The sequence below is a fragment of the Pseudobacillus sp. FSL P4-0506 genome, assembly GCF_038003025.1.
GTDB lineage: Bacteria > Bacillota > Bacilli > Bacillales > Domibacillaceae > Pseudobacillus.
In genome coordinates this window covers 1761872-1774445 of record NZ_JBBOOI010000001.1, presented here as the reverse complement: position 1 = coordinate 1774445, position 12574 = coordinate 1761872, and the positions used below count along the sequence as shown (strand labels likewise).

Below are 12574 nucleotides of genomic sequence, written 5' to 3'. Positions count from 1 at the left end.
ATCTTGAAGCATCCGACAAATCCTCTCTTCTTTCGGCAAAGCTTCATATTGTAACTATTTTGTGACAAGACCATTTTACTCTCATCCATATGAAGCGTCAAGGACAGGTGTGCTCTTTTTATATTGTAAAAAAGCTACCAAAACTGAATGTTTCTTCAGTATTTTTGTTTTTCTTTAGAGATTTATTATATCACAATACTAAGCTAATAAATTCCTTTTTTCTCTTCCAACTGTTGTATATAATGGATAACAGAAAGTGGGGATAAAAATTGACAAATCAACTCGATCAACAAGAGACAAAAAGCCTCTCTGTGCCTATTTTCGGTTATGAATTAATCAGGGATGCTCTATTAGCAGATGTGCTCGGAAAAGAGGCTGGTCCAATTCTTTACTGGGCAGGTAAATCACTTGCTAGAAAGTTTCCTTGCCAAAACAGCGAAGACCTTTGCTCCTTTTTTGAAGAGGCTGGCTGGGGGACGCTTACCCTCTTAAAAGAAGCAAAACGGGAAAAAACTTTTGAACTGAGCGGCCCTTTCATTGAAAGGAGATTTTCTGTTCAATCCGAGCCCTCCTTCTCTCTTGAAAGCGGATTTTTAGCTGAACAGATCTCCTCCAACGAACAGGCTGAGGCGGAATCAGTCGTTGATATACAAAAACGGACGAAAAAAGTCACGCTCATTGTAAAATGGGAATAAGGTTTTAAGGCATCATAAAAAGGCTGTCCTACAATTGACCGTTTCTCTTCGTTTGGACAGCCTTACCTCTTTACTTTTCTTCGTTTTTCCTCTGCAACTGCTCAAGAAGATCCTCCGCGGTTCTCTCGGGAATACCGATAGCCCGCAGTTCCTCCTTCGTTGCTTCTTTGATTTTCTTCACGGAACCAAAATGTTTTAATAGCTGTTTTTTACGCTTCGGCCCTATTCCAGTAATGTCATCTAAAATGGACTGAAATGTTCCCTTTCCACGAAGCTGGCGGTGAAAGGTAATAGCAAAACGATGAACCTCATCCTGAATACGCTGTAATAAGTAAAATTCCTGACTATTGTGCAAAAGTGGTACAACGGAGAGCGGTGACCCATAAAGAAGCTGTGACGTCCGGTGTTTATCATCCTTTGCGAGGCCGGCAACCGGAATATCCAAATTTAATTCATTAAGCAAGACATCTTTTGCTGTTTCAATCTGCCCTTTTCCACCATCAATAATAATTAAATCTGGAAGCGGAAGCCCTTCCTTTAGCACCCGGCTATAGCGGCGGCGTATCACTTCACGCATCGAGGCATAATCATCCGGTCCATGAACGGTTTTAATTTTGAATTTGCGATATTCTTTTTTGGCCGGCTTGCCGTCAATGAACACAATCATGGCCGAGACTGGATCTGTTCCCTGGATATTTGAGTTGTCAAACGCCTCAATGCGGAGCGGTGTGTGAATATTCATTATCCTTCCCAGCTGTTCCACCGCTTTAATCGTCCGTTCCTCATCTCGTTCAATCAACGCAAACTTTTCTGCCAGAGCCGCTTGGGCGTTGCTTGCTGCTAGATGAACAAGCTCTTTTTTCTTTCCTCTTTGAGGCTTAATCATTTTCACTTCAATTAACTGCTCAGCGAGTGCCTCATCTACTTTTTCAGGCAGAAGAATTTCTTTCGGTTTAAAGTGATTTGGCTGATCATAAAATTGTCCGAGATAAGTTAAAAACTCTTCTTCTGGTTCATCGTAAATAGGAAATAAGGACACATCGCGCTCGATTAACTTTCCTTGGCGGATAAAGAACACCTGCACACACATCCAGCCTTTATCGACAGCGTAGCCAAATACGTCCCGGTCTGTAAAATCTGTCGTATTAATTTTCTGCTTCTCCATCGTGGCCTCAATGTGAGCAATTTGATCCCGAAACTCCTTTGCCCGTTCAAATTCCAGGTTTTCAGCTGCTTCATGCATTTTTGCAGTCAGCTGCTCTTTTACCTGCTGATGCCCTCCATTTAGAAAACGGACAATCTCATTCGTCATTTCTTTATACTGTTCATCTGTTATTTCATTCACACAAGGAGCAAGGCATTGGCCCATATGATAATACAGACACACTCTATCCGGTAAGTTGATACACTTTCTAAGCGGGTACAAGCGGTCAAGCAGCTTTTTTGTCTCATTAGCCGCATAAGCGTTGGGATAAGGACCAAAATATTTCGCTTTATCTTTTTTCACCTTTCTAGTAATAATAAGACGCGGGTGTTTCTCCGCTGTTAGTTTGATAAATGGGTAACTTTTATCATCCTTCAGCATGATATTGTATTTCGGATCGTGCTTTTTAATTAAATTTAGCTCAAGGATGAGGGCTTCGAGATTGGATGAAGTAATAATGTATTCAAAGTCCTCTATTTCACTAACGAGTCGCTGCGTTTTTGCATCATGCGAGCCGGAAAAATAGGAACGGACACGATTCTTTAACACTTTGGCTTTCCCTACATAAATAACGGTTCCTTGGCGATCTTTCATTAAATAGCAACCGGGTTTGTCCGGAAGCAGCGCCAGTTTATTTTTAATAGTTAGATTCATTCTCCCACCTCCCGGACGAGTTTTTGTTCAATCACTTTATTTGTACAAAAAACCGTCTTCTGTCCCAGACAGAAGACGGTTTTTTGTAATTAAATTAAGCATGTTTGTTTACTAATTCTGCTAATGCTTCTTTCGGTTGGAAACCGATCACTTTATCAACAGGCTGGCCGTCTTTAAACAAAATAAGTGTTGGAATGCTCATCACACCGTATTTTCCAGCTGTCTCTTGGTTTTCATCTACGTCAATTTTTACAATTTTTACTTTGTCGGCTAACTCTGCATCAAGTTCTTCCAATACAGGAGCAATCATTTTACATGGTCCGCACCATGGAGCCCAGAAGTCTGCCAGCACAAGGCCGCTAGCTGTTTCGTTATTAAAGTTTTGGTCAGTCGCTTTTACAATTGCCATCAAAAACCCTCCTAAAGTTACGTATACTATGGTCAGTATAGCACCGATTATAATTGGATGCTATTTTTTTGCTTTACATTTTATTTTCCCCTTTTGAAGTGCCTCTACTCCTGTTCTACCAGCTTGTATAAGAATATCTTACCGCAAATTGAAAGCCTATCATAAAAGAACAAACAAAGAGCTGATGCTTAAAGCATCAGCTCTTTGTTTAGCTAATCAAGAGGAAGCTACCTTTAACTTTTTAAATTCTTCTGTCAGCATCGGTACCACTTCGAATAAATCACCGACAATGCCATAATCGGCTACACCGAAAATACTAGCTTCTGGATCTTTGTTGATCGCAACAATAATTTTTGAATTGGACATACCGGCTAAATGCTGGATCGCTCCGGAAATTCCGCAGGCAATGTACAAGTCAGGCGTAACAACCTTCCCTGTCTGTCCAATTTGCAGTGAATAGTCGCAATAGTCCGCATCGCATGCGCCGCGGGAAGCACCGACCGCTCCGCCGAGCACATCAGCCAGCTCCTGCAGCGGCTTAAAGCCTTCTTCACTTTTGACACCGCGTCCGCCAGCAACAATTACTTTTGCTTCTGATAAATCAACGCCTTCTGACGTTTTGCGAACGACCTCCTGAATAACGGTGCGAATGTCTGTAATGTCTACAGTGACAGGGTAGACATCTCCTGAACGGGATTCATCCTTCTCAAGGGGCGAAATATTGTTTGGACGTACAGAAGCTAGCACAAGCCCTTCGCTCACTTTTTTTGTCTCAAAGGCTTTCCCTGAATAAATCGGACGGGTAAAAATAACCTCTCCGCTCTCTTCTTCAACTGCCGTTGCATCAGAAATTAACCCTGCCTGGAGTCTTGATGCAATTTTCGGCGATAAATCCTTCCCAAGTGCCGTATGGCCAAAGATAATAGCCTCTGGATTTTCCCGGTCCACAACCGCAAGCAATGCCTGCGAATAACCGTCCGATGTGTATTGTGCTAACTTTTCGTTTTCTACGGTGGCCACACGGTCTGCTCCATATTGAATAAGCTGCTCCGCAAGGCTGCTAACCGATTCCCCTATCAGCACCCCGACAACTTCGCCACCCTGTGCAACTTTTTTACCTGCTGCAATCGCCTCAAACGAAACGTTTCTTAGTGCCCCATCACGTACTTCTCCCAATACCAATACTTTTTTTGACATGTTGATCCCCTCCTGTCCAGTTTATCCTTTAAATGACCTTTGCTTCGTTATGCAGTAAACTTACAAGCTCTTGCACCTGATCGTTTAATTCCCCTTCCAAAATGCGACCAGCTTCTTTTTTCGGCGGCAAAAAGACGTCAATGGTTTCCGTTTTTGCTTCTACATCGTCCTCATCAAGACCCAAATCGTCCAGCTCCAGCTCCTCAAGTGGCTTCTTTTTCGCTTTCATGATCCCTGGCAGTGAAGGATATCGCGGATCATTCAACCCTTGCTGCGCCGTTACAAGCAATGGCAGTGTTGTTTGAATTTTCTCGGAATCTCCTTCTACATCACGAACGATGTGAACGCTTTCACCTTCGATTTTAATATCCGTAATTGTGGTCACATAAGGAATGCCAAGCAGATCAGCTACTCGCGGGCCCACCTGCCCACTGCCACCATCGATCGCCACATTTCCTGCGATAATCAAGTCTGCTTCCTTGTCTTTCAAAAACTCAGCTAGGATCTTTGCTGTTGTATATTGATCGCCGCTTTCGACATCATCTTCCGTATTGATCAATACGGCTTTGTCAGCTCCCATTGCCAATGCGGTCCGTAGCTGTTTTTCTGCTTCCTCGCTGCCGACGGAAACAACCGTCACCTCACCGCCTTTGTCATCGCGAATTTGAATCGCTTCCTCAACGGCGTACTCATCATACGGATTGATGATGAACTCTGCTCCGTCCTCTTGAATTTGGCCATTTACCACACTGATTTTCTCTTCGGTATCAAAAGTTCTTTTTAGAAGTACATAAATATTCATAATTTCCCCTCCCGCTTTATTCTTTTCTGTTCATTTGAAAGATTGAAAATATTTTTTCGGAAAAATGAATTACCCCTTAAACTCCGGCTGTCTTTTCTCAATAAAAGCGCTAATCCCTTCCTTGGCATCTTGAGACTCGAATACTTCACCGAACAGCTCTGCTTCTCTCTCTGCCCCTTTGTAATACTCGGCATGCTTTGAAAAATTAAGCAATTCAATCGTTGCTTTCATGCTAATTGGACTTTTAAGAGCAATTTTAGCGGCCATTTCGCGCGCCTTGGAGAGCAATTCTTCCTCCGGATAAGCGTGATTGGCCAGCCCTAATTGAGCGGCCTCTATGCCGGTAATTGGCTCACTCGTCAGCAGTAATTCTGCCGCTTTTGCAGTTCCGACATATCGCGGAAGACGCTGTGATCCCGCAAATCCAGGAACGAGTCCAAGGGAAAGCTCTGGCAAGCCAAGTCTGGCCTGTTCTGAAACAAGACGGATATGACAGCTCATCGCCAATTCCAGACCGCCGCCAAGCGCTGCGCCATGAATAGCGGCGATAACCGGTTTTGAAAAATTCTCAATCCGTTCAAATACTCGCTGCCCACGAGCAGCAAGCTCAGTGAATTCTTTGCCGTTGCTTACTGTTGTAAATTCCTTAATGTCTGCACCGGCTGAAAAGAATCTTCCTTCTCCGCTGATAAGAACGACACGGACTTCATGATCTTGTTCGATCTCGCTGAACGCTTGCTCAATGTCAGCGATCAACGCACTCGAGAGAGCATTAGCCGGCGGTCTTTGAATAAGAATTTCTGCCGTCCGGCCCTCTCTTTTCCATGATATGTACTCCATTTTCTTACCTCCCCTTGTGCCTGACAATAGATCAGTGAATAGAAAAACCATTTAGCAGCATATCCCCTACTTCAGGAGCAAGCGCTGGAAGAGAATACTTTTGATCATTCATCACCCAGGTTGTAACCGTTTCGTCAATCGTTCCAAAAATCATTTGTCTTGCAAGCTGAACGTTCAGTGACGGCCTGAATTCATCTTTCTCGATGCCTTCCTTTAATATTTCATCAATCAGCAACAAATAGCCTTTCAGCACGGCATTAATTTTCAGGCGAAGTTCTTTATTTGATTGTCTAAGCTCCAGCTGGGTGACTACAGCTAAATGCCTGTCTTCTGACAACATGGTAAAGTGATGGTCCACCAATAATAATAACTTCTCCGCGGCTGTGTTTTTTCCTGCTAAAGCTTCTTGAATTTTCTTCACAAAACTTCCCATTTTTTCTTGAAACAATGAAATTAATATGTCTTCTTTATTTTTAAAATACAGATAGATTGTGCCGTCTGCGACTCCAGCTTGCTTGGCTATTTTTGCAACCTGAGCTTGGTGGTAGCCGTTTTCTGCAATCGCTATAACAGCAGCATCTATAATTTGGTGGTATTTTGGTTTGTTCCTTTTCACAGGCTGCCCCCTCCCAATCTTTCAGCATCAATAAAATGAATGACTATTCATTCATGTTTTTATCTTACCGTTTTAAGAAAGAAGAGTCAAGAGGGGACAAGCAGTTTTCTTTTGGTTCTACTTAGCTTGTTTTCTCTTGTTTCCTTTTTTCTTCATCCACTAATGTGCGTCTCAAAATTTTACCGACGGCTGTCTTCGGCAGCTCCTTTCGGAATTCATAGATTCTTGGTACTTTGTAAGCGGCCAGATGGGCGCGCGCAAATATATTTAATTCCTCTTCTGTCGTTGAATAGCCGTCTTTTAAGACGATATAGGCCTTCACCGTTTCACCGCGATATGAATCTGGCACGCCTGCCACTACGACCTCCTGTATCGCCTCATGCTCATATAACACCTCCTCGATTTCTCGAGGGTAAATATTGTAGCCGCCTGCAAGGATCATATCCTTCTTTCTATCAACAACAAAGAAATAACCATCTTCATTCATATAGCCGACATCCCCGGTTAATAGCCAGCCGTTCTTGAAAGCCATTTCCGTTTCTTCCGGCCGGTTCCAATACCCTTTCATCACTTGCGGGCCCTTAATTACAATTTCTCCAACTTCTCCTGGCGGCAGGACCTCTCCAGTCTCCATCGATAAAATAGCTGCCTCTGTATCCGGCCAGGGAACACCGATGCTGCCTTTTACCCGCTCGCTATCCCATAGAAAGTTTGAATGAGTGACCGGGGAAGTTTCAGATAGCCCATACCCTTCCACAAGCTTTCCTCCAGTAACTCTCTCGAACTTTTGCTGCACTTCTGCAGGCAGCGGTGCTGAGCCACTAAGACATGAGCCAATGGAAGATAAGTTGTATTTCTTCAAATCAGGATCATTTAACAGGGCAATATAAATCGTGGGGGCACCCGGAAATAGTGTAGGGCGTTGCTTTTCAATAGTCTTTAGTGTCGTCTTTACATCAAATTTAGGCAAAAGCACCATTTTATAAGCTTGCATAATTGACAATATCATAACTGTGGTCATACCGTATACATGAAAGAATGGCAAGATCCCTAAAATTACTTCTTCTCCTTTTTTACACTTATACATCCATGAAGCACACATTGATGTATTGGCGATAAGGTTTTTATGAGTAAGCATAACACCTTTCGGAAACCCCGTTGTTCCTCCAGTATATTGGATCAGGGCAAGATCCTCATTAAAACGGAAAGGAACGGTTAGCTCTTCGGCTGACTCCCTTTCCATGATGCGTGTAAACTCATGATTTGTCCCCCGCTCTTCCACATACACTCTCAACCCCGTTTGTTTTGTCTGTATAAAAGGATAAATAATATTTTTTGGAAAGGGGAGATAGTCCTTGATAGCGGTTACAATAATATGCTGCAAGTTTGTATGTTTCATTACCTGCCGTACACGAGGATATAAAATGTCCAAGGTGATAACTACGATGGAGCCTGAGTCCTTCATTTGATATTCGATTTCTCTTTCCGTATACAGAGGATTTGTCTGAACGACGATTCCCCCGGCATACAAGACGCCGAAATAACTGATCACTGCCTGCGGACTATTAGGAAGCATAATCGCCACCCGTTCTCCTTTTTTAACACCGAGTTTTTTCAAATAGCGCCCCATTTTCAAAGAAGATTCATATACTTCCTTAAATGTTAACTCTTTTCCCATAAAATGAATAGCTATTTTGTTGGGGTGCTCTTTTGCTGCTTTTGTTAAATACGATTGAACAGGCTGTTCTTCATAGGTAAGTGAAGCGGGTATCTCTTCCGGATAATTCGCAAGCCAAGGCCGAATACTCATTTCCATCCCTCCCCGTTCATTTTGAATATTAAAAATATTCCTTTCAATTATAAACCATCTAAGAAGGCTTTGCCATATGGAAAAGGCAAAGCCCAGTGACAAACCGTTTCACTTTTACAAACAAAAAGCTGGAGACCCTTCGTTTTATTTATTATTAGTCCTCATCCGGACGTCCTCCGATGATAATATCCGGATCATCATTTTACCGTTTCTTGAGGTTGCCCTGATTAGGATGGGGTAGTTATATTCGTTTTTAAATGCAAAATCCGGCCCCCACCAGCTAACTGTAGCATCTTTTCCCGGCGGGACATACGGGACTCTTCTACTATGTGAATAACGCTCAACAATTTGAATCCCCTTTACATTTACCGCATTAAACAATGTGGAAGAAACCTGGCATATCCCTCCCCCAATATCTTCTGCAAGCTCTCCCTTTACAATGACTGGCGCGCGCTTATATCCTTTCGCTTCTGTGCGTTCGCCAACCACTTTATTAAAGGAAAACGTCTCTCCTGGAAACAGCACATAGTTATTAACCGCCTTTGTTGCAAGAAAAATATTGTAAGAACGTTCCTTGTTGCTTTCCGCAAAATAAGTAGTGAAGCGGCCAATTTCCCTCGTGCTAATTTCTGCCAACAGCTCGCTGTCAACTTTTGGATAAACTCCTTTCTTCGGAATGGCTATTGCGGTTGATTGGCCCCCATAAAAAAAGGTGTAAAATTGCTTGATGAATTTCTCTCGGTCAAGAGCTGTTCCTGACTGTGCAGGAACAATTTCTCCTCCTTCATTCAAGGTAGCGTTGACCGGTTCCTTATACACTTTTTTGTCTAAACGATTCATGAATACTTGCAGCTTGTTTAAGTCCATAAATGAGGTTTCTGTTGGAAAAAGAAGAAAATGATTACGCGTAACGGTCTCATTTATATTTTCATCTGTAACGGTAAAACTCTGTGCTTGAGGCACAAGCGGAGATACCGCCAAAAGTAAAAGAAGCATAAAAGCAATTTTTTTTATCATGACATGACCTCCTCTGCTTAGTATTAGTGGCAGAGAAAATTTCATGTATGGTAAAGATATTTCAAACAGTTAGTTAAGGAACTTTCATGAGTTAGAAAAGAGCCGACATCGGCTTGTAAAGCGCAACAATGTCTTTCTTCTTTTTAGGCGTTATTTTACCTCCTCCTATCAAGGCCTATCATCTAGGGTCAATTGGTATATTTGGCGGGGGCGCCCTTTATTGACTGGCTGCTCCTCTCCAATGATTCGGGCGTAGTTATGTTGCTCAAGCTTGCTTAAAATTCGGCGCGCACTTCGCGATGTAATCCCAAAACCATCGGCTAAATCGCCGGCAGTGATCGTTTTATTTCCGCAGCTTTCATTAAATGAAATTAACTTGTTGATCGTTCCAATACTTAATCCGGCTTGTTTGGCAATCAAAAGCCGGCTAGGGTCCTTGCTACGCACTGTATATTCCAGTTGGAAAGGTTCTCCAACTGGACCGTGCACTTTCCCATCTGATTCAACAACAAAACAGTTGCTATTGCCGGTAGATTTAGCTTTAGAAAAAGCCTCGTTCGCTTTTAGTTCTGCTTCGTTTGCTGTATGTCCAAATCCAATCCCAAAGAAAACAGGGATATTTAACTTGTTGCGCACAGGTTGCAGCATAGGAAATTTTCGAAAAGATTGGGTATGCTGCTCGATCTCCCCTCTCGTCGTAATAAGCCGGATGTCACCCTGTTCTGACCAGTCACTTAAAGCTTGGATATCTTCTCCGTATTGAGTAATAATCTGTTGTAACATTTCTTCTCTTTGCTTACTAGTATGTTTAGCTACACTCTCCTTCGATTGGTCGGCCTTGCGATTAAAACCGACAATCATGATGGCAATTTGGCTTTCCGTTTGGTAGAGGCTTTTCCCTTCAAGCAATACTTGCTGTAACGTATGGCGAATAGCTGATTTTGCTGGTGTAACTCGAAAAACAGGGATCTTCATTTTTTTTAGCTTTTCATAAACAAGATAATAACTCGTCATAGCCGACACAATTTTCCCTTGCTTCCATAATTCATAATGAAAATGAAAAAGTTTGTCCAGATCCTGATAAAGCTTGCATTTCTTTTTATACATTTTTTCGACGTTGATCTCTAACTCTTCTAGGCACTCCTGCGCACCTGTTTCAGGAAGGTAATCAATGCTGAAATATAATTTATCCGCACTCACCCCTGTTTGCTTAAAAGCCATAAAAAGCCCCCGGTAAAAAGAAGCTTCAGTATACGGAATAAAAATCATTGGCTTATTCAACTCCATAGCGAAGTGATTTAAATAATCACGCGCCAATAAATAAGGGACAGGGGCCGCAAATAATAAAATATCTGCCTCCTCATGATACTTTTCCACCAGCTCTACTACCTGATCTGGATGAGTATAAACGGCTTGAAGCAAATCGAGATCTTCAAACTGTTTTCCAACCATCATTACTAGTTCCACCAGGTCAGGTGCCCCGAATACAGCTACTTTAATCTTCAAATATGTATCCCCCCCTCTCTCTCATTTCTGAATATTATAAATATTTTATCATGAATTGATTTTTATGTATTAGACTCCGTAATAATGAGTGTTTATTTGCACTCCAGCCGCGTCGCTTTCAACACAATCCTCTCTCTCCGTCATTCTGTAGAATATTGAATGATGCCCTTGACTCCACACCATGCATGACGGAGTGCCTTCGCAACTCCCATGCCAATATCAATACGGATATTTATAGATCCCTGTACGAAAAAGTAATAAAAAGCTGGTGTTCCCTATCCGAGAACACCAGCTCCTGTCAAATATTATACAGGAATGACTGAAGATGAACTTTTTAACCATTCCTTTATTTAGCTGCAACAGGCGGTGTGCCTTTAAATTCCTCCTTGGATTTAGCATCTGAACCATTTGATTTCCGTGCCACAGGCTCTTTTCCTGCTGATTGTTTTTTCGTAACCATACTTACTATATAAGTCACAATAAAGTTCAAGACAAGTGCAATCAATCCTATATTTATGTTAAACAGATTGATTTCAATCAAGTGCATACTTAAGGCAAATACGTTACCGGTAATTAAGCCAGCAGCTATTCCCAATGGTTTGATGGTACGGGAGAAAAAGATAGCCAATAACCCCGGCAAAAATTGTCCATATCCATAGTATGCTGTATTGATTAAATTTAACATTAAGCTTGGTGCGAGCAAGGTTAGTGCCATTGAGCTTAAAAGATAAAGAACAACGATCGTTTGCACCCATTTTCTTTGAGAATTTTCCGGAACGGCTGGCATTAAATTTCTCGAGACGAGTCCACCGACAGTTAAACTTGTAATCGCCAGCACCAAAATTCCAGAAAGAGCGGCCCCCGCGGCTACAAGTCCAACCGCCCATTCGGGAAGAATAGACATTACAGTAGCCATAAATGCTTGGTTAGGATTTTGCAAATTTGGAATATGGACTAAAGCAAAGTAAGAAGAGAGAATTAAGAAAGGATACATCAGCATATAAAGCGGCATAAATCTTTGTGTTTTTTTGATTGTTCCCTCCGATTTGCCAGTAAAAATGACGGATGCAATAAGTGGCATGCAATATAAAGCTAATGCTTGAAAGAAAATGGTTGTCAAACTGAAAACTAAACTTTCAGGCTGGTCTATAGTCACTGAGGCCCCTTGTTCTTTTGCCATGGAAAATAGGTTAGAAATGCCGTTCGCTTCCCTAATAACAGCTATCCCCGCAATAATAATAGCTAGGAACATTAAAATGTCCTTTAAAATAGAAATCATTGCTGGAGCCTTCACACCTGACACTGAAATATAAAGAAAAGCTATACATCCAGCAATGATGACCGCTGCTGCAGGTGACAAATTAAAGCCCAAGGAGCTAAGGGCAACAATGAGCCCCTCGAATTGCAGCTGTCCCCAAGGAATCAAAAAAAGCAACGCAGATAACGTCACTACCAATTCTAAACCACGGTTGGAATAGTGACCTTTAAATAAATCGGGAATCGTCATTGCCCCATACTTCTTGCCTGTTCTCCAAAGCAACGGAGCGAAAAAATAGCCAATAGGGTACGCTAATAGAATGTAGCCTAAAAACCATAGTCCATAGCTTGGGCCTTTTGCATAAATACCTCCCGGAAAGCCAATCATCGTCCCTATGCTATATATTTCCCCCACCGCCAGAAAGAAAAGTAGAATCCCGCTGAATGACCGGCCTCCAACCAGGTACTCTTCCACATCCATTTTCTTCTTTTTCCCACGGCTATTTAGTGCGATGCCCGATGACAAAAGTAAAATGAATCCGAAAACGAAAACTGTCATCATTCACT

At 42.2% G+C, this 12574-nt stretch carries 11 protein-coding genes; 1 reads left to right on the top strand and 10 read right to left on the bottom strand.

Translation table 11 applies throughout. The features are described 5' to 3' along the window. Window positions 1-269: 269 nt before the first annotated feature. The gene (locus MKZ02_RS08670; RefSeq protein ID WP_120033520.1) at window positions 270-695 is read left to right on the top strand and encodes a YslB family protein; all 426 of its coding nucleotides are present in this window, start codon (window positions 270-272) and stop codon (window positions 693-695) included. 70 nt (window positions 696-765) lie between these two features. On the opposite strand, the gene uvrC is transcribed toward MKZ02_RS08670, so the two are convergent. The 10 genes from uvrC to MKZ02_RS08620 all read right to left on the bottom strand — a co-directional run bounded on the left by uvrC (window position 766) and on the right by MKZ02_RS08620 (window position 12569). Then, on the bottom strand, window positions 766-2553 hold the full coding sequence (uvrC, locus tag MKZ02_RS08665) for an excinuclease ABC subunit UvrC (protein WP_120033522.1): 1788 nt from the start codon (window positions 2551-2553) through the stop codon (window positions 766-768). Window positions 2554-2647: 94 nt separating this feature from the next. Next, entirely contained in the window at window positions 2648-2962 is a 315-nt protein-coding gene (gene trxA / locus MKZ02_RS08660) for a thioredoxin (RefSeq protein ID WP_120033524.1), read from the bottom strand. A 216-nt stretch (window positions 2963-3178) separates the two neighbouring features. Continuing rightward, complete coding sequence (locus MKZ02_RS08655; protein ID WP_120033526.1) at window positions 3179-4159, bottom strand: electron transfer flavoprotein subunit alpha/FixB family protein; 981 nt, start codon at window positions 4157-4159, stop codon at window positions 3179-3181. A gap of 28 nt (window positions 4160-4187) precedes the next feature. Then, complete coding sequence (locus MKZ02_RS08650) at window positions 4188-4961, bottom strand: electron transfer flavoprotein subunit beta/FixA family protein (protein WP_120033528.1); 774 nt, start codon at window positions 4959-4961, stop codon at window positions 4188-4190. A 69-nt stretch (window positions 4962-5030) separates the two neighbouring features. Continuing rightward, a complete protein-coding gene (locus MKZ02_RS08645) occupies window positions 5031-5801 on the bottom strand; it encodes an enoyl-CoA hydratase (protein ID WP_120033530.1) in 771 nt (256 codons plus the stop codon). Between the two features lie 31 nt (window positions 5802-5832). Next, a complete protein-coding gene (locus MKZ02_RS08640) occupies window positions 5833-6417 on the bottom strand; it encodes a TetR/AcrR family transcriptional regulator (RefSeq protein ID WP_120033532.1) in 585 nt (194 codons plus the stop codon). A 121-nt stretch (window positions 6418-6538) separates the two neighbouring features. After that, a complete protein-coding gene (locus tag MKZ02_RS08635; protein WP_120033534.1) occupies window positions 6539-8227 on the bottom strand; it encodes a long-chain-fatty-acid--CoA ligase in 1689 nt (562 codons plus the stop codon). Between the two features lie 144 nt (window positions 8228-8371). Beyond that, on the bottom strand, window positions 8372-9244 hold the full coding sequence (locus MKZ02_RS08630; protein ID WP_340853064.1) for a VanW family protein: 873 nt from the start codon (window positions 9242-9244) through the stop codon (window positions 8372-8374). 168 nt (window positions 9245-9412) lie between these two features. Further along, entirely contained in the window at window positions 9413-10750 is a 1338-nt protein-coding gene (locus MKZ02_RS08625; RefSeq protein ID WP_120033538.1) for a transcriptional regulator, read from the bottom strand. 346 nt (window positions 10751-11096) lie between these two features. Further along, on the bottom strand, window positions 11097-12569 hold the full coding sequence (locus MKZ02_RS08620; RefSeq protein WP_340853062.1) for a sodium:solute symporter family protein: 1473 nt from the start codon (window positions 12567-12569) through the stop codon (window positions 11097-11099). Between the last annotated feature and the right edge of the window lie 5 nt (window positions 12570-12574).